The 25,372-nt window shown below is 45.1% G+C and carries 24 protein-coding genes; 18 read left to right on the top strand and 6 right to left on the bottom strand.

The features are described 5' to 3' along the window. Positions 1–177 precede the first annotated feature (177 nt). Genes AB4351_RS17440 through AB4351_RS17400 form a run of 9 tightly spaced genes read left to right on the top strand, consistent with a single transcriptional unit; the run spans position 178 to position 7,078 of the window. Positions 178–579 (top strand): hypothetical protein, encoded by a 402-nt coding sequence (locus tag AB4351_RS17440; protein ID WP_017060837.1) that lies wholly within the window; start codon positions 178–180, stop codon positions 577–579. Between the two features lies 1 nt (position 580). Further along, positions 581–1,351 carry a F0F1 ATP synthase subunit A gene (gene atpB, locus AB4351_RS17435; RefSeq protein ID WP_017060838.1) on the top strand — a complete coding sequence of 257 codons (771 nt, stop codon included), beginning with the start codon at positions 581–583 and terminating at the stop codon, positions 1,349–1,351. A 47-nt stretch (positions 1,352–1,398) separates the two neighbouring features. After that, entirely contained in the window at positions 1,399–1,635 is a 237-nt protein-coding gene (gene atpE, locus AB4351_RS17430; RefSeq protein ID WP_004730405.1) for a F0F1 ATP synthase subunit C, read from the top strand. Positions 1,636–1,689: 54 nt separating this feature from the next. Then, on the top strand, positions 1,690–2,160 hold the full coding sequence (locus AB4351_RS17425) for a F0F1 ATP synthase subunit B (protein WP_017060839.1): 471 nt from the start codon (positions 1,690–1,692) through the stop codon (positions 2,158–2,160). An 11-nt stretch (positions 2,161–2,171) separates the two neighbouring features. Next, positions 2,172–2,723: a F0F1 ATP synthase subunit delta gene (locus AB4351_RS17420; protein ID WP_017060840.1), complete on the top strand. Its 552-nt coding sequence runs from the start codon at positions 2,172–2,174 to the stop codon at positions 2,721–2,723. Between the two features lie 9 nt (positions 2,724–2,732). Beyond that, complete coding sequence (atpA, locus tag AB4351_RS17415) at positions 2,733–4,274, top strand: F0F1 ATP synthase subunit alpha (protein WP_017060841.1); 1,542 nt, start codon at positions 2,733–2,735, stop codon at positions 4,272–4,274. Positions 4,275–4,320: 46 nt separating this feature from the next. After that, positions 4,321–5,190 carry a F0F1 ATP synthase subunit gamma gene (gene atpG, locus AB4351_RS17410; protein ID WP_017064727.1) on the top strand — a complete coding sequence of 290 codons (870 nt, stop codon included), beginning with the start codon at positions 4,321–4,323 and terminating at the stop codon, positions 5,188–5,190. Between the two features lie 44 nt (positions 5,191–5,234). Next, positions 5,235–6,620, top strand: a complete 1,386-nt coding sequence (gene atpD / locus AB4351_RS17405; protein ID WP_017060843.1) for a F0F1 ATP synthase subunit beta — start codon at positions 5,235–5,237, stop codon at positions 6,618–6,620. Between the two features lie 14 nt (positions 6,621–6,634). Beyond that, entirely contained in the window at positions 6,635–7,078 is a 444-nt protein-coding gene (locus tag AB4351_RS17400) for a F0F1 ATP synthase subunit epsilon (protein ID WP_019820614.1), read from the top strand. 157 nt (positions 7,079–7,235) lie between these two features. Here AB4351_RS17400 and AB4351_RS17395 read toward each other — a convergent pair whose 3' ends face one another. The 5 genes from AB4351_RS17395 to AB4351_RS17375 all read right to left on the bottom strand — a co-directional run bounded on the left by AB4351_RS17395 (position 7,236) and on the right by AB4351_RS17375 (position 13,602). Then, positions 7,236–7,772, bottom strand: coding sequence for an RNA-binding S4 domain-containing protein (locus AB4351_RS17395; RefSeq protein ID WP_136974998.1), 537 nt, complete (start codon positions 7,770–7,772; stop codon positions 7,236–7,238). A 117-nt stretch (positions 7,773–7,889) separates the two neighbouring features. Further along, positions 7,890–9,542, bottom strand: coding sequence for a microcin C ABC transporter ATP-binding protein YejF (gene yejF, locus AB4351_RS17390; protein WP_372126727.1), 1,653 nt, complete (start codon positions 9,540–9,542; stop codon positions 7,890–7,892). A gap of 9 nt (positions 9,543–9,551) precedes the next feature. Beyond that, positions 9,552–10,574 carry an ABC transporter permease gene (locus AB4351_RS17385; RefSeq protein WP_017060847.1) on the bottom strand — a complete coding sequence of 341 codons (1,023 nt, stop codon included), beginning with the start codon at positions 10,572–10,574 and terminating at the stop codon, positions 9,552–9,554. A gap of 31 nt (positions 10,575–10,605) precedes the next feature. Further along, entirely contained in the window at positions 10,606–11,694 is a 1,089-nt protein-coding gene (locus AB4351_RS17380; RefSeq protein ID WP_004730359.1) for a microcin C ABC transporter permease YejB, read from the bottom strand. 12 nt (positions 11,695–11,706) lie between these two features. Next, complete coding sequence (locus tag AB4351_RS17375) at positions 11,707–13,602, bottom strand: extracellular solute-binding protein (RefSeq protein ID WP_017068488.1); 1,896 nt, start codon at positions 13,600–13,602, stop codon at positions 11,707–11,709. A gap of 412 nt (positions 13,603–14,014) precedes the next feature. Here AB4351_RS17375 and AB4351_RS17370 point away from each other — a divergent pair, with 412 nt between their 5' ends. After that, positions 14,015–15,058, top strand: a complete 1,044-nt coding sequence (locus AB4351_RS17370) for an endonuclease/exonuclease/phosphatase family protein (RefSeq protein ID WP_372073216.1) — start codon at positions 14,015–14,017, stop codon at positions 15,056–15,058. 115 nt (positions 15,059–15,173) lie between these two features. On the opposite strand, the gene AB4351_RS17365 is transcribed toward AB4351_RS17370, so the two are convergent. Further along, entirely contained in the window at positions 15,174–15,686 is a 513-nt protein-coding gene (locus tag AB4351_RS17365) for an outer membrane beta-barrel protein (protein WP_372126725.1), read from the bottom strand. An 85-nt stretch (positions 15,687–15,771) separates the two neighbouring features. Here AB4351_RS17365 and AB4351_RS17360 point away from each other — a divergent pair, with 85 nt between their 5' ends. The 8 genes from AB4351_RS17360 (at position 15,772) to AB4351_RS17325 (ending at position 25,260) form a co-directional block, all read left to right on the top strand. After that, positions 15,772–16,086 carry a winged helix-turn-helix domain-containing protein gene (locus tag AB4351_RS17360; protein ID WP_017060852.1) on the top strand — a complete coding sequence of 105 codons (315 nt, stop codon included), beginning with the start codon at positions 15,772–15,774 and terminating at the stop codon, positions 16,084–16,086. A gap of 200 nt (positions 16,087–16,286) precedes the next feature. After that, positions 16,287–16,706: a D-ribose pyranase gene (gene rbsD / locus AB4351_RS17355; RefSeq protein ID WP_017060853.1), complete on the top strand. Its 420-nt coding sequence runs from the start codon at positions 16,287–16,289 to the stop codon at positions 16,704–16,706. 99 nt (positions 16,707–16,805) lie between these two features. Next, a complete protein-coding gene (gene rbsA, locus AB4351_RS17350; RefSeq protein WP_372126723.1) occupies positions 16,806–18,311 on the top strand; it encodes a ribose ABC transporter ATP-binding protein RbsA in 1,506 nt (501 codons plus the stop codon). Next, positions 18,308–19,294 (top strand): ribose ABC transporter permease, encoded by a 987-nt coding sequence (gene rbsC / locus AB4351_RS17345; RefSeq protein WP_372126721.1) that lies wholly within the window; start codon positions 18,308–18,310, stop codon positions 19,292–19,294. The genes rbsA and rbsC overlap by 4 nt, the downstream gene beginning before the upstream one ends. A gap of 108 nt (positions 19,295–19,402) precedes the next feature. Further along, entirely contained in the window at positions 19,403–20,281 is an 879-nt protein-coding gene (rbsB, locus tag AB4351_RS17340) for a ribose ABC transporter substrate-binding protein RbsB (RefSeq protein ID WP_372126719.1), read from the top strand. Between the two features lie 199 nt (positions 20,282–20,480). Continuing rightward, entirely contained in the window at positions 20,481–21,425 is a 945-nt protein-coding gene (gene rbsK, locus AB4351_RS17335) for a ribokinase (RefSeq protein WP_017064747.1), read from the top strand. Positions 21,426–21,577: 152 nt separating this feature from the next. Then, a complete protein-coding gene (locus AB4351_RS17330; protein WP_372126717.1) occupies positions 21,578–22,579 on the top strand; it encodes a substrate-binding domain-containing protein in 1,002 nt (333 codons plus the stop codon). 221 nt (positions 22,580–22,800) lie between these two features. Next, entirely contained in the window at positions 22,801–25,260 is a 2,460-nt protein-coding gene (locus AB4351_RS17325; protein ID WP_372126715.1) for a CHASE3 domain-containing protein, read from the top strand. Positions 25,261–25,372: the final 112 nt, after the last annotated feature.

Genomic DNA, 25,372 nt, shown 5'->3' with positions numbered 1-25,372 from the left:
TTTTGTCGAAACGAGAGCGAACTAGTTTATATCGTTCTATTTCGTCAGGAGATATAAAACCAGCAAGATTATCTCTTTGTTAACAAGCAAAGTTTTATTAATAAGTAAATGCGAGTAGCAAGACATATTCAAACTGTGTTTTATATGAGCTTACACTGTTAAATATAAGGTTTTATTATGAGGCTTAATGGGATAAGTGGTGACATTCTTGTTGCTGCTAAAAGAGTTGTTCTCTGCCAAGTAGTATTAGCCGTCGGTGTAGTTTTATATGAAGTGTTTTTTGGTAATAAAGTAGATATGGAATCGTCGGCTTTGGGTATCGGAATTGCGATGCTACCTCCGCTGTTTGGTTTTATATATGCAAGCCTAAAGGTGCGCAAGAATCCTAATTATAGTTTACGTGACTTAATGCAAATGAGTCGTGTCGTGAAAATAACTTATACGTTCTTAATGTTTATCTTGGCGTTCCAGTTTTTCAAATTGGATAACCCAGTAATATTGTACGCATATATTCTCACTATGGTTGGGTACTTCTTAACACCATTTATTACTGCCTCTACAAGATCGGAGTATGTGTAGTATGGATCAAGTAACTACCGCTCACGAATACATAGAGCATCACTTAACCTTCTTAACTACAGGTGATGGTTTCTGGGCGTTCAATATCGACTCGATGTTGGTATCTTGGATTACGGGTTTACTGTTTATTGGAGCTTTTCGATACGTAGTGACTAAGGGCACCAGCGGTGTTCCAGGTCGATTTCAATGTTTTATCGAACTGATATTTGATTTTGTAAACAACCTAGTAAAAGAGATTTTTCAAGCGGAGGATAAATTAATAGGGCCACTGGCATTAACCACTTTTGTTTGGGTGTTGTTAATGAACGCGGTCGATTTATTACCAATAGATTTCATACCAGCATTAAGTCGTGCAATGGGTCTAGAACACTTTAGAGATCTACCAACGGCGGACGTAAATATTCCAATGTCGATGGCACTCGGTGTATTTATCTTACTGTTGACTTATACATTTAAAAATAAAGGATTGAAAGGCTTTATCAAAGAGCTTACTACGCAGCCATTTGATAACCCTCTTTTATACCCTGTTAACTTAGTTCTTGAATTAATAACATTAATTTCAAAACCTATATCACTAGGCTTACGATTATTTGGAAACATGTATGCAGGTGAGATGATATTTATTCTGATCGCATTAATGCCATGGTGGATGCAATGGGCACTGAGTGTTCCTTGGGCACTATTCCACATATTAATCGTATTCTTGCAAGCATTTATATTTATGGTACTGACCGTTGTTTATTTAGGTATGGCAACAGAAGAACACCACTAATTAATAACTAAAAAATTTAACTAACAAATTATTTATCGGAGATACAAATGGATATCGTAAGCGCAGTTTTATATGTAGCAGGTGCATTACTGATCGGTTTAGGTGCAGCAGGTGCAGCATCTGGTATTGGTAACTTAGCAGGTAAATACCTTGAAGGTGTTGCGCGTCAACCAGACCTTACTCCAATGCTTCGTACTCAATTCTTCATCATGATGGGTCTTGTGGATGCAGTACCGATGATCGGTGTTGGTATCGGTCTATACATCATCTTCGCCGTGGCTTAATCAAACCGCTTTGAAAGATCGATTTGTAAATAATCAAGATTTAGTGAGGAAGGTATGAACTTAAATGCAAGCATGTTTGGACAAGCAATCTCATTCGTGATTTTTGTTTGGCTCTGCATGAAATATGTATGGCCCCCTCTCACCGCGATGTTAGACGAGCGCCAAAAAGAAATCGCTGATGGTTTACGCCACTCAGAGAACGCTGCGAAAGAGCTAGAACTAGCAAAATCAAATGGCGCGCAACTCATCGAAGATGCAAGAAAAGATGTGACTGAACTGGTTGAACAGGGCCGAAAACGCCGCAATGAAATCATCAGCTTAGCGCAACAAGAAGCCGAGCAAGAAAAGGCACGCATCTTAGAACAAGGTAGAGCTGAGCTAGAAGGCGAACGCCAAAAGATACGCCGTGAACTTCAGGCAGATATGGCAGACGCAGTAATTCAAAGTGCACAGAAACTGATTAGCAAAAACCTAGATTCCGCAACGAACCGAGCGCTAGTTGACCAAATGATTAGCGAACTCTAAGGAGAGGCAATATGTCAGATTACACCAATATTGCTCATCCCTACGCCAAAGCATCGTTTGAATTTGCTTTAGGTGAAAACCAGTTACAAGAGTGGCACTCAATGCTGTCCATTCTTGTGGCTGTCGCGGAAGAAGAAACGATCGCTAGTCAGATTTCTTCAGCAGAAGGTGCTTCTACACACCAAACAGAAGAGCTGGCAAACCTCATCATTCATATTTGCCAAGGACTCGTTGATGACCACGTCATTAATCTCATTCGAGTCTTGGCCGAGAACGGCCGCCTTTCTGTTGTAAGAGACCTGTTTGAATTGTACTGCGAGCTAAAGGACGAACATGAACGTGTAGTGCCTGTCACTGTCACCAGTTCAGAAATGCTGACACAAGATCAAGTTACGTCACTAACAGCTGCACTTGAGAAGAAATTAGAGCGTCAGGTTGAAATGAAGCAGGTTATTGATGACACGTTAGTGGGTGGAATGGTCATCAAAGCGGGTGAAACCGTTATCGATGGTTCTTTAAACACATCAATTGACCGATTGGCTCATCAACTTCACGCGAGATAGGTAACAATTATGCAATTAAATTCAAATGAAATCAGCGATCTAATCAAAGAACGCATCTCGAAATTTAATGTGAGCACCGAGGCTCGCAATGAAGGCACTATCGTATCGGTTCGTGATGGCATCATCACAATCAATGGCCTTGCTGATGTTATGCAAGGCGAGATGATTGAGCTACCAGGTGGCAAATACGCACTCGCACTTAACCTCGATACGCACTCAGTAGGTGCGGTGGTTATGGGCCCCTACACTGACCTATCTGAAGGTATGAAAGTGAAAGGTACAGGTCGTATCTTGGAAGTCCCCGTCGGTAACGGTCTTCTTGGCCGTGTTGTGAACACATTAGGCGAGCCAATCGATGGCAAAGGCCCAGTAAGTTGTGACCGACTCGACCCTGTAGAAGTGATTGCACCCGGTGTAATCGAACGTAAGTCTGTTGATCAGCCAATTCAAACTGGCTATAAAGCGGTTGATACCATGGTGCCAATCGGTCGTGGTCAACGTGAACTTATCATCGGTGACCGTCAGACGGGTAAAACAGCGTTAGCTATCGATGCGATCATCAATCAGAAAGATTCTGGCATCAAATGTGTGTATGTGGCGATTGGCCAAAAAGCCTCCACTATCGCTAACGTGGTTCGTAAACTCGAAGACCACGATGCGCTAAAAAACACCATCGTAGTCGTGGCATCAGCATCAGAGTCTGCAGCGCTTCAATACCTAGCCCCTTATGCGGGTTGCACCATGGGTGAGTACTTCCGTGACCGCGGTGAAGATGCATTGATCATCTATGATGACCTATCAAAACAAGCCGTTGCTTACCGTCAAATCTCGTTGCTATTGAAACGCCCACCGGGTCGTGAAGCCTTCCCTGGCGACGTATTCTACCTTCACTCACGCCTACTAGAACGTGCAGCACGAGTGAATGCAGAGTATGTAGAGAAGTTCACTAACGGTGAAGTGAAAGGTCAAACTGGCTCATTAACGGCGCTTCCGATCATTGAAACTCAAGCGGGTGACGTATCAGCGTTTGTACCAACCAACGTAATCTCAATCACCGATGGTCAGGTTTTCCTTCAAACCCAATTGTTTAACTCAGGCTTACGTCCTGCAGTAGACCCAGGTATCTCGGTATCTCGTGTGGGTGGTGCGGCGCAATGCAAGATCATCAAGAAACTGTCTGGTGGTATCCGTACTTCATTAGCTCAATATCGCGAGCTGGCGGCCTTTGCTCAGTTCTCTTCTGACTTAGATGAGATGACGCGCAAACAGCTAGACCATGGTGAGCGTGTTACCGAATTAATGAAGCAAAAACAATACTCTCCAATGTCAGTCGCTGAGCAAGCAACGGTTATCTACGCAGCAGAGAAAGGCTACTTGGTCGGTGTTGAGCTAAACAACATTGCCCGTTTTGAAGAAGAGCTGATTGCTTATGCCAAAGGTCAGAACCCTGCGTTGTTCGAAAAAATCAACGCGACAGGCGATTACAATGACGAAATCGACGGTGCTCTTAAAGAGATCCTAGAAGGTTTTGTTGGGATGAAAGCTTGGTAAGTGCTCCGGTTTGTTAGCTGGAAATCAAAACAAATAGGAGCAGATTATGGCAAGTACTAAAGAAATTCGCACCAAGATAGCCAGTGTTAGTAACACTCAGAAAATCACTAGCGCAATGGAAATGGTTGCAGCAAGTAAGATGCGCAAGGTTCAAGACAACATGACGCTAACTCGCCCCTACGCCGAGAACATGCGAAAAGTTATCTCTCATGTTGCATCGGGTTCCCTGGAGTACCAGCACCCTTACCTGCAACAGCGTGAACCTAAGCGTGTCGCTTACATCATTATCTCGTCCGATCGCGGCTTGTGTGGTGGCTTGAACTCAAACTTGTTCAAGAAAGTGTTAGAAGAAATGGAGCAATGGCGCACCAAGGGAGTCGAGGTAGAAACAACCTTAGTGGGATCTAAGGCTATCTCGTTCTTCCAACGCGGCGGCAACGTTATTGCACAAACGTCAGGTCTTGGCGATACACCTAAGTTAGAAGACATCTTAGGTACGGTGAATGCGATGCTCGGGCATTACGACGAAGGTAAAATCGATAGCTTGTATCTCGTTTACAACCAGTTCGTCAACACCATGGTTCAAGCGCCAACGACCTTGCAGTTGCTCCCCCACCCTTCGGATTCTGAGGAAGGTGGTGAGCCTAAAAAAGCGCGTCGTTGGGACTACATCTATGAGCAAGCACCCAAAGACATACTTTCAGAACTGTTACATCGATACATCGAATCGCAAGTGTATCAAGGCATCGTAGAGAGCATTGCCTGTGAGCAAGCAGCCCGAATGGTCGCTATGAAAGCGGCGACTGATAACGCAGGCCAACTCATTGATGACTTGCAGTTGGTCTACAACAAGGCGCGTCAGGCTGCCATTACCCAAGAGCTGAGTGAAATAGTCTCAGGTGCCCAAGCTGTCTAGGGCTAGAAAAGACTGGGTCAAGAACAGAATTTGAGGATTTAAGAATGAGTGTTGGAAAAATAGTTAAAGTAATCGGCGCGGTGGTTGACGTCGAGTTCAGCGGCGGCAACAGCCCACGCGTTTATGATGCATTGAAAGTGACTAGCGACGAAGCAAGCTCGTTAGTATTGGAAGTACAACAACAACTGGGTAGCAATATCGTTCGTTGTATTGCAATGGGTACGTCAGATGGCTTACGTCGTGGCCTAACGGTTGAAAACACAGGCTCTCCAATCACGGTTCCTGTCGGCGAAGAAACGCTAGGCCGTATCATGAACGTGCTTGGTCAACCTATCGATGAGTGTGGTGAAATCGGTCAGAAAGAAAACTACGAGATTCACCGTGAAGCCCCTTCTTATGAAGAACAAGCAAACAGCACTGAGCTTCTAGAAACAGGCGTTAAGGTTATCGACCTTATCTGTCCATTCGCTAAGGGTGGTAAAATTGGTCTGTTCGGTGGTGCTGGTGTAGGTAAAACCGTCAACATGATGGAGCTTATCAACAACATCGCCAAAGCCCACTCAGGTCTTTCTGTGTTTACCGGTGTAGGTGAGCGTACTCGTGAAGGTAACGACTTCTACTACGAGATGAAAGAAGCAGGTGTACTAGACAAAGTAGCCATGGTTTACGGTCAAATGAACGAGCCACCGGGAAACCGTCTACGTGTAGCACTTACAGGCCTAACTATGGCTGAGCGCTTCCGTGATGAAGGTCGTGACGTACTGTTGTTCATTGATAACATTTACCGTTACACGCTTGCGGGAACAGAAGTATCAGCTCTGCTAGGTCGTATGCCTTCAGCAGTAGGTTACCAACCAACACTGGCTGAAGAGATGGGCGTACTTCAAGAGCGTATCACGTCAACAAAACAAGGCTCTATCACGTCTATCCAAGCAGTATACGTACCTGCGGATGACTTGACTGACCCATCGCCAGCAACAACCTTTGCTCACTTAGATGCGACCGTTGTACTGTCTCGTAACATCGCGGCACTGGGTCTATACCCTGCGATTGACCCGTTAGATTCAACGTCACGTCAGTTAGATCCGCTGATCGTAGGCCAAGAGCACTACGACATTGCACAAAAAGTACAAACAACGCTGCAACGCTACAAAGAGCTAAAAGACATCATCGCGATTCTTGGTATGGATGAGCTGTCTACTGAAGACAAACAGACCGTATCTCGCGCTCGTAAGATTGAACGTTTCTTAACGCAGCCTTACCACGTAGCCGAAGTGTTTACCGGTCAGAAAGGTGTCTTTGTACCGCTAAGCGAAACACTAAGAGGCTTTAAAGGTCTATTGAGCGGTGAATATGACGATATCCCAGAGCAAGCGTTCTTGTACTGTGGCTCTATCGACGAAGTGCTTAACAAAGCAAAATCACTCTAAGAGGCAGGTGCACCATGGCTATCGGAATTACAGATAATACATTTCAACTTAATATTGTAAGTGCGGAAGGTACGCTGTTTTCAGGTCCAGCGTATGCCCTAGCCGTTTCTGGCGCTGACGGTGAACTGGGGATCCGCCCCGGTCACTCCCCGCTTCTCAGTAAGATCAAACCGGGCGTAACCGTGTTTGTTACAGACCCTAAATCAGAAGGCCAAGTGCTGTATGTCTCTGGTGGGATGCTGGAAGTTCAGCCGGATGTGGTTACGTTATTAGCCGACACGGCCTTGCATGGTAAAGACATTGACCGCGCTCGCGCAGAAGAAGCGAAATATGCCGCTCTAGAGAACATCAACAAGGGCAACATAGACATTAACTTTGCACAAGCTCAGCTAGAACTAGCGAAAGCCGTTGCTCAGTTACGTGCATCAGAATTGACATCTTCTCGCACTCGTCACTGAGAAGAAGCGTTATTTGCCGTTAGCTGTGCTAGCAAACAAATACAAAAAAGGCTCACTGAATAGTGAGCCTTTTACTATCTGCTTAACGCAAAACCGAAGTTTAACGTTGCTCGAATTTCAAAAGAATAGTTTTAGATCTGTAGTTTAGAGCTATAACTTAGAAGAACTCAATCGAATTACGGCCGCTTTTGTCATCACGTGTTGGCTTTGGCGTATCCGCTTTCTTTTTCGGTTTCTTCTCTTTTTTCTCTTTCTTTGGTTCAGCCTTTGCGCTTAGCATTTCTGCTTTGCTTTTCTTAGATTCTTTCTTCTTAGAATCCTTTTTAGACTGACCTTTCTTCGCCTTGTTCTCTTTTTTAAGCGCTTCTTTCTTTTTCGGCTTTTCTGATTCTTCTTGCACTGGCTGATCACACACCACTACATAGTATTCTTGGTTGAATTCAAAGAAGTCGCCATCGTACATTTTACGACGCTTACGGGTTTCTAGCTCACCATTTACCGCTACGTAGCCTTCAGAGATGATGTGCTTAGCTTCACCGCCACCACTCACTAGGTTAGCAATTTTAAACACTTTGTAGAGCTCGATTGGCTGTGATGAAACATCAATACCAATTGCTTCAATTTCAATCTCTTCGCCTTCTTCGCCCAGCTCTTGGCCTTCGTAATCAGCGTCTTCGTAATGTTCTTGGTCCATGGTGACCTCTACCTAAATATGTACTTCTGAAATATTGGGCGCAGTGTAATCTTAAAACAACGAAATGACCATGTTGAATTCAACCAGAGCCCATTTGTTTTAAACAAACCCTCTGCGTTATAAAACACCACCAACATTCGAAAGACTCACCAACTGCTTAGTATATTCATGCTGCGGATTACCAAACAAAGTCTCAGTGTCGCCCTTCTCTATTACCTCGCCAGCTTTCATGACGATGGTGTAATGACACAAGGATTTCACGACATTCAGATCATGACTGATAAACAAATAGGTCAGGCCATACTTTTCTTGAAGTGACTTCAGCAAATCCAATACTTGAGCTTGAACGGTTCTGTCCAATGACGATGTTGGTTCATCGAGCAGGATAAACTCTGGCTTTAAAATCAAAGCACGAGCAATCGCAATACGCTGCCTTTGACCGCCAGAAAACTCATTTGGGTAACGGTGACGCGTTTCAGGATCGAGGTCAACCTCTTTCATTACGTCACAGATGCGTTGGTCGAGTTCGTGCTCATCCAATTGTTGATGCACTAACAAACCTTCGCCAATCACCTGAGCGACCGACATTCTCGGGTTTAGCGCAGAAAACGGGTCTTGAAAGACTACTTGCATACGGCTTCTAAACGGAAGCATCTGTTTTCGATCTAAACCTTGAAGCTGTTCACTCGAGTAGGTGATTGACCCTTCACTATCTACCAGCTTAAGTATCGCCATACCGGTCGTCGATTTACCAGAACCACTTTCGCCAACCAAACCGATTGAGTGCCCTTTCTTCAAAGTGAACTCCATGTCGGTCACAGCTTTAACATGAGAAATGGTGCGCTTGAATAAACCGCCCGTGATCGGGAACCAAACACGAAGTTGATTTACATCGAGTAGCGGTTTGCTTTCGGGTGACACAGGAACGGGCAAACCTTTCGGATCAGAGTTAATAAGTTTTTGAGTGTAAGGGTGAGCAGGCGCGTTAAACAGGGTATGACAGTCGTTACTTTCGACCAAGCGACCATCTTTCATTACTGCTACTCTGTCGGCAATCTTACGAACGATACTCAAGTCATGAGTAATGAAAAGCATTGCCATACCCAGCTCTTGCTGCAGGTCTTTTAGAAGGTCGAGGATCTGCGCTTGCACCGATACATCCAAAGCCGTTGTCGGCTCATCAGCAATAAGCAGCTCTGGTTCATTGATCAGTGCCATCGCGATCATCACGCGCTGGCGTTCTCCACCTGATAGCTCGTGCGGGTACGCTGAAATCTTCTGCTCTGGGTAACGAATACCAACCTTTGAAAGCCACTCTATCGCCAAGGCTTGAGCTTTATTGGTTCGCATTCCACGGTGAATCGCAAGGGTTTCAACCAGCTGTTTTCCGACTCGATGAAGTGGATTCAGTGACACCATAGGCTCTTGGAAGATCATGCCGATGCGACCACCACGAATCCCTCGCAATTGTCTTTCAGAACAACTCAGAATATCGGTGCCAGAGAAATTGATCTTACCGTTTAAGTAGTGCGATGAGCCTTTAGGTAGCAGCTTTAACACTGAGTTAGCCGTAACCGATTTACCGGAGCCACTCTCGCCCACCAGCGCGAGTGTCTCACCTTTGTATATCTCCAACGAGACGTCTTGCGTCACTTGTTCTATCGAGTCTTTACGCCCGAAACCGACAGACAATTTATCGATGGTCAGAACTGGAGATGCATTAGAAGCCTCTGCTGTTGACCCTGAAGTAGGAGCTGTATTTGAAGTCATAACTTATCCTTACTTCTGTTGATGTGGGTCGAAAGCATCACGTACCGCTTCACCAACGAAGACAAGTAACGTCAGCATCAGTGAAAGCACGACGAAAGCAGAAATGCCAAGCCAAGGCGCTTGTAAGTTAGCTTTACCTTGCGCCAATAGCTCGCCCAATGAAGGTGAACCCGCAGGAAGACCAAAGCCTAAGAAATCTAATGAGGTTAACGTAGTGACCGAGCCTGAAAGGATAAACGGCATCATGGTTAACGAAGCCACCATCGCGTTGGGTAGCATGTGACGAAGCATAATGCGTTTATCATCGACACCCATGGCTTGCGCGGCTCTTACATAATCAAAGTTTCGGCAGCGTAAAAATTCCGCTCGCACGATGCCGACTAAACTCATCCAACTAAACAGCACCATAATCCCGAGCAACCACCAGAAATTCGGCTCAATAAAACTCGACAAAATAATCAGCAAGAACAGGGTCGGCATACCAGACCAGACTTCAATGAAGCGTTGTCCGAATAGATCAACCCAGCCACCGTAGTAGCCTTGTGTTGCGCCAACCACGACACCAATCACGCTCGATACAATGGTCAGAATAAAACCAAATAGAACGGAAATACGGAAGCCATAAATGATACGAGCTAATACATCTCGCCCCTTATCATCAGTCCCTAACCAGTTCACCGAATCGGGCTCCGATGGCACCGCACCTGAAATATCGAAGTTTATTGTGTCGTAGCTAAACGGAATGATTGGCCACACGATGTAACCGTTGTCTTCAATGAGCTCGATAACATACGGGTCTTTGTAGTCGGCCTCGGTTTCAAACTCACCACCAAACTCCGTCTCGGCATATTCATTGATAACAGGCACAAACCACTGATTATCATAAGAAACCAAGAGTGGTTTATCATTGGCAATGATCTCAGCGAACAGGCTCAAGCCAAACAAGATGGTAAATATCCAAAGGGAGATAAAACCACGCTTGTTTGCTTTAAAACGTAACCAACGAGCTTCAGCTAAAGGGTTGTTAAACATTTATTATCAATACCTTGTTATTCGTTCGCCATTAACGCGCTTCAAAATCAATTCGAGGATCAACCCAGGTATACGTCAGGTCGGAGATAATGCTCAGCACCAAGCCAAGCAAGGTCATGATATAGAGAGAGCTGAACACCACGGGATAGTCACGTTGAATGGTTGATTCAAAGCCAAGCAGACCAATTCCTTCGAGTGAAAACATCACTTCAATCAACATAGAACCCGTGAAGAAAATACTAATAAATGCGCTTGGGAAACCCGCAATAATGATCAGCATGGCGTTACGGAAAACGTGCTTATAAAGAATACTGCTCTCGTCCAAGCCTTTCGCTCTCGCAGTCACTACATATTGCTTATTGATTTCATCAAGGAAGGAGTTTTTGGTCAGCATGCTGAGCGTGGCGAATCCACCGATAACCATGGCGAAAATGGGCAACGCCAAGTGCCAGAAGTAGTCGCCAATTTGCTGATACCAGTTGAGCTGGTCGAAGTTACTCGACACAAGCCCTCGCAATGGGAACCAACTGAAGTAGTTACCGCTTGCAAACAAGATAATCAGAATAATCGCAAACAAGAAGCCCGGCACCGCGTAGCCGACAATCACCACCGCGCTCGACCAAATATCAAAGCGAGAGCCGTGATGTATCGCCTTCATAATGCCTAAGGGTATCGAAATCACATAGATGATTAACGTACTCCACAACCCTAAGGAAATGGAGACAGGTAAACGCTCGATGATTAAATCAATCACGTTACCACCCTTAAACAGGCTTTCACCAAAGTTAAAGGTCGCGTAGTTTTTCAACATATCGAAGTAGCGAACGTGAATCGGTTTATCAAACCCAAACTGCTTTTTGATCTCTTCAACCACTTCAGGATCAAGCCCGCGTGAGCCTTTATAGCCACTGGCAGAAGCTTGATCACTTTCACTTAAATCAACTTCTTGTCCACCACCAGAAAAACGCTCCATAATGCCAGAGTTATGCCCTTCTAATTGAGCAACAGCTTGCTCTACCGGGCCTCCAGGCGCTATCTGGATGATGAAAAAGTTGATGGTGATGATCGCCCACAGCGTGGGGATCACCAACAATAAACGTCGAAATATATACGCGGCCATGCTAACTAACTCCTAGCGACGTTTTTCAGGAAGCAAAGCCGCCTTCTCTTCTGAAATCCACCATGTATCGATACCTAAATCGTATTTAGGCAATACATCTGGACGCTCAAACTTGTCCCACATTGCTACGCGATACTCGCCAACGTGCCATTGCGGGATGTTGTAGAAATTCCACTGCAATACTCGGTCTAGTGAACGACCTAGTGTAAGAAGCTTTTCAGGGTGCTGTTGGTTACGCGCAATTTCTTCTGTTAACGCGTCAACCACTGGATCGATAACACCTGCAGTATTGTAAGTAGAATCAATGTAGTTAGAGTTCCAAACGATCATTAAGTTCGGGCTAGGATAAGGGTTTGCGGAAAATGACGACGAAACCATGTCGAAATCACGATCACGCAAGCGCTTGATGTATTGAGTGGTATCGATGGTACGGATCTTCATCTCAATACCCATGCGCTTAAGGTTCTTTTGAACCGGCGTTGCGATACGTTCCGTGGTTGGGCTGTAAATCAACAACTCAAATGACATCGGCTTGCCAGTCTTTTCGTTGGTCATGACTTTGTCTTTCAGCACCCAACCCGCTTCTTTCAACAATTTGAAAGCGGTACGCATTTGGCTACGAATACGACCGCTACCATCGGTAACGGGAGGTTGGAATTCCTCGGTGAAAACTCGCGGTGGAATCTGATCTTTGTATTGAGACAACAACTCGACTTCCGCTTCGCTTGGTAAGCCTTTCGCTTCATAGTCTGTGTTTTGGAAGTAGCTGCGAGTACGTTTGTACTGACCATAGAACATGTTCTTGTTCATCCACTCAAAGTCCATCGCATAGGTTAACGCTTCACGCACTTTAGGATCCGAGAACACAGGTGATTGAATGTTGAAGACGAAACCTTGAGTCGTTTCAGGCTTCTCGTGGTTGATCTCTTCTTTAATGATGTAGCCTTTATCGAAGTTCGCGCCCGTATAAGAGTTAGCCCAGAACTTAGCCGAATTCTCGGTTCGAAGATCGAACTCCCCTGCTTTGAACGCTTCCAACATTACCGTGTCGTCACGGTAGTAATCGTATTGCACCTGCTTGAAGTTATTGCGGCCAACGTTAACTGGTAGGTCTGCTGCCCAGTAGTTTTCATCTAGACCATAGGTAACACTTTGGCCTGATTTGTAGCTGATGATCTTATAAGGACCACTACCGACTGGTGGCTCACTTAGAGGCTCAGACAGCTTTCTGTCTTTCCAGAAATGTTTCGGCAATACACGAGTGCTTTGCGCGAAGCTAAACAGTTTTTCGCGGTTTGGACTGTTCATTTCAATACGAACAACCAAATCAGAGACCGCTTTTACTGACTTAATCTCTTTGTAATACACACGATACTGAGGCACGCCCTCGGTTGAGAACTTGTCAAAAGTAAAGGCAACATCATGCGCAGTGATAGGCTCGCCATCTTGGAATTTAGCATTTGGGTTGATGTCGATTTCCATCCAAGTGAAATCACTGGAGTAGCGAACCTTTGAAGCGATCAATGGATAGTACGCATCAATCTCGTCACTCGGAGAAAACATCAAGGTATCGTAAATCTCTCCGGTATAACTTGCAGCAACGCCGCGGGAACCGAATCGATTAAAGCTATCGTACGTACCTATGCTGCCATAGGTCACTTTGCCCTGCTTTGGCGCATCAGGATTAACGTAATCGAAGTGAGTGAAATCGGCTGGATATTTTGCTTCACCAAAACCAACCAGTTGTGTGGTTTCAATAACGGTGACAGCAGGAGTTGATTGGGTTTCAGAAGCGTAAGTAACGGAGGGTTGTAAAGCAATAAGCGGCAACATGATTGCACATGACTTCAAATTAAACCTGAAAAACTGAGTGCGTTGCGAGGCTTTGCGTCGAAAAACTGTTCCCATTTGACTCTCCCTTCAAATGTCATGAATTCTATATTCAAGTTGATTTATCGGCTTTGAATGCATGCCGTTAAATCAAGTATAGGTTCAAATCTAACATCATGTAATAACTAATAAAACCATCAGCACTCTATCTCTGACGGTTTATTTACAAATTACTCGTCACCACTCGAAGTTATTGGATGCAGTGAGCTTTGATTGCTTTGGTTCCTTTGATTGAGTTGATTAGCTTGGTGGCGTTGGAAAGCACGGGGGAAGGCAGAAGCACTAAGATTGCTCTAGCCTGAATGACACAAGCCTCAACGGCTAAGATTCCTTTGGTTGGCTTCTAAAGTGAAATTTAGGCTCTAAATAATCAACAAACTATACTTTTACTGGAGTATCCTTGCAGCCTAGGTCTAAATGGAATGACACTTTGAACAAACCAAACCAAATAACATTCGCAACGTTCAACCTTCTGAACTATCTCGAGCCACCGAATGCTTATTATGATTTTGAGAACATCTACAGCTTCGAAGAATGGCAGAAGAAGCAACATTGGATGGCTGAAGCGATTCGCTCATTAGATTGCGATGTGATTGGCTTCCAAGAGATATTTAGCCCGCAATCTTTAGAGCTATTGATGAACGAGCTAGGTTATCCATACTTTGCAGTGGTCGATAGCGCCAACGTTGAAGATGATTACCTATACACCTCACCAGTCGTTGGGATCGCTTCCCGTTACCCGATTGAAAACGTGCAGCCTGTTACGCCAGATTCGAAGTTACTGAAAGCATTCAACCTTGACGACAAATTCTCATTCAACAGAACGCCTGTTCACGCGACGATTACGTTACCCCATTTAGGTTCAACCGACTGTTATGTGGTGCACTTCAAATCACAACGTCCGACAGAGCCAAAAGCAGAATCTGTCGATGCGGACAACACTCAGCAAGGTGCAAAACCACAAAGTGACACGCTCACTCGTTTTCACCAAGAACAGCTTGGCTCTTGGCTATCAAGTGTCCAACGCGGTCTAGAAGCTCAGATGCTGCATCAATACATCACCAACCAACGCTACCAAACCGAGCAACCTGTTGTGTTGATGGGTGACTTTAATAAGCCACTGTTTAATGATGAGTTTAAAGGGCTGTTGAATTACTCAATCAACCGAGACGAAAACAGCAAGCATTGGCTATCCCACTTTCGCTTGAAAGACAGCTGGGATCTTTACCATCAACTGCATGAAGAAGACTTGCTTGAACAGCGAAAGCCAACCCATTACTACGGCGCTTCTGGATCTGTACTGGACTACATTTTGATGTCGAACGAGTTTGATTGTCAGAACTCTTCAAGCTTAATGGAGATCTCTAGCTACACAGTGTTAGACCATCACCTGATTAATCCTAGTTTTGAACACGACCAATTCAGTACCGACCATGCCATCGTGTCTGTCACCGCTCATATTCGTGAAGCCTAGAGTTAAACATAAAAAAGCCGCAGTCAAAAACTGCGGCCTTCCACTTTAGTTAAACGGGTTGAGCCAACCGACGCCCCATTTAGAAACCGATTTACCGTTTAGCAAAGTGTGAAACTTAGAATGTGTACATTGCGCCTAAGTAGAAAGAGTCCAGAACAACAGTATCTTCTGTCTTGTGTCCGTTTTCGTAATCTTCGATATCAAAAGCATCGGCTTCGTATGCTAAGCGAAAGCTCAACGAAGACATTGTAGGTGGCGTGTATTCAACACCAACACCCATACGGATGCCATCTCCCGAATCATCAAAACCATCTCCTGACGGGCGAGAGCCATCAGCAAGCTTCATGTCTAGATCAATAGTCGACAGACCGATAGTGCCAAATGGACGAATGCCATTATCAAACGTGTAACCGAGGTTCGCCGTTACCGAAAAGATTTGAGGTGTCCAAGTGAAAACCTTATTACCAGATTTCGTTTTCAGGGCTATATCACCAAAATCTGTGTATTGAGCTTCAACCGAAACAATGCGGTTAAATTTGTAACCAGCAATTAATCGGTAAGTATTGTCTTCGGCTTTAAAAGTAATAGGTTCTTTGATCGTGTCAGTTAACCCGCCCACTTCGACCATTAGCACACTTAAATAATTACCCGCTCCAACAGCAGGCCAATTTGCTCAATCTCCACAATTTAGAATAAGACGAACAGAAAACACGATGAACCACACAATAGACTTCAACGGCTTAATCATTGATATCGACGCTCGAACGATTACCAACCAGCAAGGAAACAAAATCACTTTGCGCCCTCGCCTATTAGCAGTGCTCTGCTTGTTATTGGAAAATGTGGGAAGACCGATTTCAAGAGAGCATATTGTTGATGTGTGTTGGGACGGACAACTCTCGTCACCACATGTTCTTGCAAACGTAGTCTATAACCTACGCAATGTGTTCGCGCGATTAAGAGCATCCAACGTCCAGATCATTACCATTAGTAAGTTCGGATATGCGCTATCGATTGAACCCACGTAAAAGGATTTATGCAATCAATGGCGGTGACTAAGATCACCAAAAAACGCCCCATCGAAACGTTTCGATGATCATTATCACACTCTAAAACAATCAAACGTGCAAATGATAAATCAGACACTATTATCACTATCGAAACGTTTCGATGGCTTTTCTTGAGTTGTTCTCAACCCATCAAGCGTTATTTTTCAATAGGTCGTGATATGAAAAAAAGTACTTTAATAAACTCTGAACTCTCTTACCTAGTGGCGACTCTTGGCCACACAGATGAAATCACGATTTGTGACGCGGGTCTGCCGATTCCAGACCACGTAACTCGTATTGATCTTGCTTTGACTCACGGTGTCCCAAGCTTTCAGCAAACGGTAAAAACCATGCTGGATGAATCTCAAATCGAAGGCGTTGTGATTGCAGAAGAGTTTGCGAAAGTAAGCCCAGAGCACCACGCAGCGCTGATTGATTTAATCAAGACAGAAGAAGCACGTTGTGGCAAATCGCTTTCTATTACTTACATCACTCATGAAGAATTCAAACAGCGTACGCATGAAAGCCGCGCGGTAATTCGCACCGGTGAGTGCACACCATACGCAAATGTTATTTTCCAAGCTGGCGTAACCTTTTAGCTCAAGCAAAACGCAACGACAGCTCAGTGACATCACTGAACCAAAACAATACATAGACAGAACAATCAAATACAACTGGCCCCGAGTAAAGGAACCGACATGACTCAAGCCATTTTAGAACTTAGCTCAATTGAGAAAGCCTTCCCTGGTGTGAAAGCACTGGATAAGGCAAGCCTCAACGTTTATCCAGGACGCGTAATGGCGTTAATGGGTGAAAACGGTGCGGGTAAATCAACGCTTATGAAAGTGCTGACAGGCATCTACCACTTGGACGGCGGCACTATTGCCTACCAAGGAAAACCTGCTGCATTTAAAGGGCCACGTGATTCTCAACGAGCAGGCATTAGCATCATTCACCAAGAGCTGAATCTAATCCCTGAATTGACCATCGCCGAGAACATCTTCTTAGGTCGTGAAATCACGGGCACCATGGGTCGTATCTTGTGGAACGAGATGTACCAAGAAGCAGACAAGCTACTTAAACGCCTTAACGTGAAACACAGCTCGAAAACGCCTCTAGGTCAGTTGAGCCTTGGTGAGCAGCAAATGGTAGAGATTGCGAAAGCCCTATCGTTTGAATCTAAAGTCATCATCATGGATGAACCAACCGATGCGCTAACCGATACCGAAACTGAATCTCTGTTTAAGGTGATTAACGAATTGCGCGATGAAGGCTGTGGCATTGTTTACATCTCTCACCGTTTGAAAGAGATCTTCGAGATTTGTGATGACATCACAGTGCTGCGTGACGGTAAGTTCATTGGTCAGTGTGAAGTAAAAGACACCGACGAAGATGGCCTAATCGAAATGATGGTTGGTCGTAAGTTAGACGAACAATATCCACGTATCGGCCAGAGCCATGGTGAAACTTGTCTTGAAGTGATTGGCCTGACGGGTTCTGGTGTTCACGATGTGAGCTTTACGCTAAAACGCGGTGAAATCCTGGGTGTATCTGGCCTAATGGGTGCTGGCCGAACTGAACTGATGAAAGTGATTTACGGTGCCCTTCCAAGTGAACGCGGCGTCATCAACCTAGAAAATAAAACCATCAACCCTGTAAGCCCGAAAGACGGCTTGGCCAATGGCATTGCTTACATCTCTGAAGACCGTAAAGGCGATGGCTTAGTTCTAGGGCTTTCTGTTAAAGAAAACATGTCGTTATGTTCACTTGACCTACTAACAAAGAGCGGTCAAATCCAACATAAAGACGAAGTGATTGCAGTAGATGACTTCATCAAGCTATTCAACATCAAAACCCCGACGCGCGAACAGATTATTGGCAACCTTTCTGGTGGTAACCAACAGAAAGTGGCTATCGCTAAGGGCTTGATGACCAAACCAAAAGTACTGATTCTCGACGAGCCAACGCGCGGTGTCGATGTCGGTGCTAAGAAAGAGATTTACCAACTCATTAATAAATTTAAAGCCGACGGCATGAGCATCATTTTAGTCTCATCTGAAATGCCAGAAGTGTTAGGAATGAGTGACCGCATCATGGTGATGCATGAAGGCCGTGTAAGCGGTGAATTTGATGCTAAAGAAGCAAACCAAGAATTATTACTGGCGTGTGCGGTCGGTAAAAAGATCAACGAGGACGCAGCATGAGTACTAAAACCATGAGCAAAACAACTGAAGCTCCAAAGAAAAAACCGTTAATCAGCAAAGAGTGGCTGATTGATCAAAAGTCATTGATTGCTTTGCTCTTCCTGATTGTTGTCGTTTCTTTCTTAAACCCGAACTTCTTTACTGTCGACAACATCCTAAACATTCTGCGCCAAACCTCGGTTAACGCAATTATCGCTGTAGGTATGACGCTGGTTATCTTAACCGCGGGTATCGACTTGAGTGTTGGTTCTGTACTGGCGCTTTGTGGTGCGTTCGCAGCCAGCATGATTGGCATGGAAATCCCTGTGATGATCGCAGTACCAACCGCTCTTGTAGCAGGTGCAGCATTAGGTGCGATTAGTGGTGTGATCATCGCGAAAGGTAAGGTTCAAGCCTTCATCGCAACGCTAGTAACCATGACACTACTTCGTGGTGTAACCATGGTTTACACCGACGGTCGCCCTATCTCTACTGGCTTTACGGACACAGCAGACGCATTCGCTTGGTTCGGTACAGGCTACGCAATGGGTGTACCGGTTCCAGTTTGGATCATGGTCGTAGTATTCGCATCCGTTTGGTACCTACTTAACCACACACGCTTTGGCCGTTACGTTTACGCACTTGGCGGCAACGAATCAGCAACTCGCCTATCAGGCATCGACGTAGACAAAGTAAAAATTGGCGTTTACGCAATCTGTGGTCTGTTAGCAGCGGTAGCGGGCATCATCGTGGCATCTCGCTTATCTTCAGCGCAGCCAACTGCAGGTATGGGTTATGAGCTAGATGCTATCGCAGCCGTGGTTCTTGGCGGTACAAGCCTAGCTGGCGGTCGTGGTCGCATCATGGGCACATTGATTGGTGCACTGATTATCGGCTTCCTGAACAACGCCCTAAACCTATTAGACGTTTCTTCTTACTACCAGATGATTGCAAAAGCAGTGGTTATTCTTCTGGCAGTATTGGTCGACAACAAAAACAAGTAACACTTTGAACGGCTCTAGCTTGAGTCAACGCAACACCCTAATAAATCAATAATATAACAACGAGCTAGGACTCACCTCCTAGCTCACCCTACACAAAGGACTTACACCATGAAAAAATTAGCGACTCTTATTTCTGCTGCTCTTCTTTCTACAACAGTATCTGTGTCTGCACAGGCGCAAGATACAATGGCAATCGTTCTGTCTACATTGAACAACCCATTCTTTGTAACCATGAAAGATGGCGCAGAAGTGAAAGCTGAAGAGCTAGGCTACAAGCTTATCGTTCTTGATTCTCAAAACGACCCAAGCAAAGAGCTGTCGAACATTGAAGATCTAACCATTCGTGGTGTTAAGGCAATCCTGATCAACCCAACAGATTCAGATGCTGTGTCTAACGCAATTCGCATGGCTAACCGTTCAAACATCCCAGTACTAACACTAGACCGTGGTGCAAGCCGTGGTGACGTAGTAAGCCACATCGCTTCTGATAACGTAATCGGTGGTGAAATGGCAGGTCACTTCATCATGGAAAAAGTGGGCGAAAAAGCGAAAGTAATCCAACTTGAAGGTATTGCTGGTACTTCTGCAGCTCGTGAACGTGGTGAAGGCTTCATGAATGCAGTAAACGGCAGCGACCTTGAGCTTCTTGCAAGCCAACCTGCTGATTTCGACCGTACTAAAGGTCTGAACGTAATGGAAAACTTGCTTGCTGCTAACCCAGATGTACAAGCAGTATTTGCTCAAAACGATGAAATGGCACTAGGTGCACTTCGCGCAGTTCAAGCGTCAGGTAAAGAAGTGATGATCGTTGGCTTTGATGGCACAGACGACGGCATCGCTGCTGTTAACCGCGGCCTACTAGGCGCTACAGTTGCACAACAACCTGACCTAATCGGTTCTCTAGGTATCGAAATGGCAGACAAAGTACTGAAAGGCGAAACAGTAGACGAGTACGTACCAGTACCTCTAAAAATCATCGCTAAGTAATCGTTACTAAGTAACGCGATATAAAGCAGGGGTCCCCTATCCCCTGCTTTGCTTAGCTAATTTACTCACTGACTTAACATAAAAGCAAAAACCCGACAGTGCATCGCTGTTTCTCATTCCGCTCCTAAACGAGAGCGCATTCAACATCATGAGAAAGACCCATGCATTTTCAAATACGATATATCATAAGGCTCGTATCATGACTCAACTGATTGTTTTAGGTAGCGTTAACGCTGACCACGTACTGCAAGTTCCTTCGTTCCCTCGTCCGGGTGAAACCTTGATTGGCGGTAACTATCAGGTCATCCCTGGCGGTAAAGGCGCAAACCAAGCAGTCGCTGCTGCGCGATTAAACGCAGATATCGGCTTCATCGCCTGTGTCGGTGACGACCCATTCGGCATCAACATTCGTCAAGACTTCGCTAAAGACGGCATCAACATCGACGGTGTTATCGTGGCAGACAACACGCCAACTGGCATCGCGATGATCCAAGTATCCGCAACGGGTGAAAACAGCATCTGTCTTTCTGCAGAAGCTAATGACAAGCTGACTTGCGACCAAATCGAACCACATCTAGAGAAGATTCGCGGAGCCAAATACCTGCTAACTCAACTTGAAACGCCAATTGAAGGTATAGAGTACGCTGCGAAAGTAGCAAAAGAGAGTGGCACGCAAGTCATTCTAAACCCGGCTCCTGCTCGTCCATTATCGGATTCACTGCTTGCTTGTGTTGACGTGATTACACCGAACGAAACTGAAGCAGAAGTGCTGACAGGCATTACCGTGACGGACAACGCGTCTGCTCATCAGGCTGCGTTGGCTCTGCATGCTAAAGGCATAGAAACGGTAATGATCACGCTAGGCGCGAAAGGCGTGTGGGTGAGTCATCGCGGTCAAGGCAATGAAGCCAGCGAAGGTGAATTAATCGCAGGTTTCCGTGTTGAAGCAACAGATACAACTGCCGCAGGTGACACCTTTAACGGCGCGTTGGTGACAGGCTTGCTTGAAGATATGCCACTTGAGCGTGCGATTAAATTTGCTCATGCTGCAGCTGCTATCTCTGTGACACGCTTTGGTGCTCAAACGTCGATTCCAAGCCGTGCTGAAACCGATGCGTTTTTGGCAGAGCAACTGTCTGCTTAGTTTGATACCTATTTGAAGGCCTAACTTCTGAGCTAAACCGTGGTTAACGGATGTTAGCCTTCAAATTCGGTAACAACAAATAACAAGAATAAGCCCCTGTTTTCAGGCAGAATATCGCCCAACGTGGAAGGTTATTCCCACAAGGATTTTTTATGGCAACAATGAAAGACATCGCACGGCTCGCAAAGGTTTCGACTTCTACCGTGAGCCACGTGATCAACAAATCACGCTTTGTCAGTGAAGAGATTGCTGAGCGTGTTAACAGTGCGGCTAAAGAACTCAACTATGCGCCTTCTGCATTGGCTCGCAGCTTGAAAATGAAGCAAACCAAAACCTTGGGAATGCTAGTGACCACATCCACCAACCCATTCTTTGGCGAAGTGGTAAAAGGTGTGGAACGTCGTTGCTACGAAGAAGGCTACAACCTTATCTTGTGTAACACCGAAGGCGATAGCGAACGCATGAAATCCTCTATCGATACCTTGCTGCAAAAGCGAGTCGATGGCCTGATGCTAATGTGTTCTACCCTTGAAGGCGAACATATCGATGTATTCGAGCGCTACCCAGAACTGCCTGTTGTAGTCATGGATTGGGGCCCTATGTTGTTTGCGAGCGATAAGATCCAAGACAACTCGCACCAAGGTGGCTACATGGCAACTAAGCACTTGATAGATAACGGTCATTCTCAAATTGGTTGTATCACTGGCCCACTGCACCGTAATCAAGCTTCGTCTCGTTATCAAGGCTTCAAGCAAGCAATGGAAGAAGCCAATTTAGAGATCAACCCTAAGTGGATTGTTGAATCCAACTTTGAATGTGACGGTGGTTTTGACTCTTATCAGACATTGAAAACTCGTGGCGAAATGCCGTCTGCCTTGTTCGTCAGTAACGATATGATGGCGATGGGCGTGATTCACGCTGCGGCGCAAGATGGCACATCGATTCCGAATGATCTGTCTATCATTGGCTACGATGACATCCACCTGTCGAAGTACATGACACCCGCTTTAACCACAATCCACCAGCCAAAGCACCGTTTAGGTAAAACCGCAGTGGATACGCTTTTGAGCAGATTACAAACTCCAGATGCTTATCCGCAAGTCGTTGAACTTGAACCTACTCTTGTTGAACGAAGCAGCGTAAAAGCGCTTTAATACTCGCCACACTCATCACACCGTTGAAAGCTAGCTTATTGAGCTAGCTTTTTTGTCTTTGAAACATAATAACGCCGCTTAATCGTCCCTAAAATGCCGTTAATATGCGAAACTTACACGCTAAAGTATGTATTTACGCACTCAGCAACTATTTGCGCACTTAGCGACTAATGATCATCTACACTAACAGTGAATAACAACGACATGGAGAGCGCTGTTTTATGATCGCGGGTTGGTTTGACAATATATCCCTACAGAAAAAGCTATTAGTCAGCTTTTTGATTCCTATCGCTTTGATGCTTATCGTGGCTTTTTCTGTCCATGAAAACACCCGAACGGTTGTAAAAGACAATAATTGGGTTGTACACACACATAAAGCCATCGCTCGGGCTCAAGAACTTCTCAGCTTAACAGTCGACATAGAAACGGCTGAACGTGGTTACTTGATCACGGGTGATCCTGTTTTTTTAGAACCCTACCATTTAGCTCTTGATGTATGGCCTCAAAAACTCCAAACCCTTGCGAATCAAGTGAGTGATAACCCACCTCAAGTAGAACGCCTATATAGAATCGATGATATTCATAAAACATGGCTGAAACGGTCTGGAGAGAAAGAGATTAATCAACGCAGCCTTGTCAATAAAGGCGAAGCTGAAATACAAAGTGTCATCGACCTCACTCAGCAGCAAACCGGAAAAAAATTGATTGACGAGATCCGCCAAGAGATTGCTCAATTCATTGAAATTGAAGAAAAACTTATTATTACCAGGGTCGAAAAATCGGAGAACTCAGCCAATCAAACCAGCTACATATTAATCCTCGGAACACTGTTTTCCGTGTTCATATCACTCCTTGTTGCTGCGTGGGCGTCAAAGCGTATTAATCGAAGATTACACACCCTACTTGAGGCCACTAACCAAGTTGCCGCTGGCCATTTGGATCAAGGTGCTGCAACTCTGGAATTGAGTTCGAATATAAACACCCAAGACGAAATCGCTCATCTCAAACAAAGCTTTCAAAAAATGACAGACAATTTGATCAGTAATGACAGTGAAATGAGAGCGAAAACTCAGGAGCTAATCGCCGAACGAACCAAAGCTGAAGCCGCAGTAAAAGCTAAGGGCGATTTTCTGTCTACCATGAGCCACGAGATCAGAACGCCAATGAACGGCGTTCTTGGAATATCTCAAATCATTGCAAGCCAGACCCAAGAACCCGAAACAAAAGAGAACATCAACATCATTCTCGATTCTGGTCACCACTTGATGACAATACTCAACGACGTTCTCGACTTCTCAAAAGTCGAAGAAAACAAGCTTGAGCTAGATGTGGCACCCTTTAATTTTGTTCAAGTCATGCAGCCTGTATGCAGCGCTCTAAAACCCTTAGCCGATGAAAAAGGCATTCGCCTGTTGATCGAAAATAACATACCGAAAAACATCCAACTCGTCGGAGACTGTGCAAGGCTACGTCAAATCATGTTCAACTTGGGCGGCAATGCGACCAAATTCACCAAAGAAGGTCATGTGTCCATTCAAGCTGACCTCAATCGCCCCAACAATCAACTGATTCTCACGGTAACAGACACCGGAGTTGGTATCCCGAAAGATAAGCACGAGCAGGTATTCAATTCGTTCGAACAAGCCGACACTTCCACAACAAGGAAGTTTGGCGGAACAGGGCTTGGCCTCGCAATCGTCAAGAACCTAGTCAACCTCATGAACGGAGAAATCACATTAACCAGTGCAGTTGGGCTTGGTACAAAATTCCAAGTCTCCCTGCCTATCACATGGCAAGAAAGCAAAGCGAAATACATCGCTACCCATACAGTCGATGCAGAAACTCTCAGTTATGACTCGTTAAGTATCCTGTTGGTGGAAGATAACCGTATTAATGCCATTGTTGCACAAGGCTTTTGTGAAAAGCTCGGCCATCATGTCGATCATGCAGAGAACGGAAAACTAGCAATTGAACGCCTCAAAACCACTCAATATGACCTTATCTTGATGGACAATCATATGCCTGAAATGAACGGGGTCGAGACAACAAATTACATCCGCGAAAAGCTGAAACTCGATACCTTGATATTCGCTTATACGGCCGATGTATTCCGTGAGGCGCATGACAACTTTATTCAGGCGGGTGTCGACCATATTCTGACCAAGCCTCTGCAACAAGAGAGCTTTTTCGATGCCCTGCAACAATTTTCGAATCGATTACCTAAGCAAATAAAAACCGAAGGCTCGACTGACATCAAAAATATCGTCGAACTTCATCGCAAGCCAATTGAAACACTGAGATTAACAGAAGAAGAGATAAGTCAGTCAGAAGTGATACGCATACTTAAAGACGATACGGAAGGGTTCAGTTTACTTATCGACTCAACCATTATTGAGTTCGAACAGTCGGTTGACCGTGTCATCGAATACTATTTAGCGAAGGAGTTGGAGCCACTTTGTCGTACCCTGCACTCCATTAAAGGCATGTCGCTAAACTTAGGTCTTAACATGCTTTCTAAGCAGGCATTGGAACTAGAAGTCGAAGCCAAAAATCAACAATTGCCGGATATTGAACGACTGCAAAAGCTGCTCAATCGCCTTATGGTCAATATCCATCAAGCTCAGCGGATGAAAAACGCCCATTCAGTCGAGCATCTGAATCAAATGAACGATCAAGCTTAAGAACGCTTCGCTCCCAAGCTAAAACGCAAGGCTTAATCACCTTGCGTTTTTCGATCTTATACCGCGCTAGTCTCTGTTCTAGCGATTTAACGGTTTAACAGTTTAACAGTTT

The organism is Vibrio sp. 10N.261.51.F11, assembly GCF_041471665.1.
Classification (GTDB): Bacteria; Pseudomonadota; Gammaproteobacteria; order Enterobacterales; family Vibrionaceae; genus Vibrio; species Vibrio crassostreae_C.
This window is presented reverse-complemented; position numbering and strand designations above follow the sequence as displayed.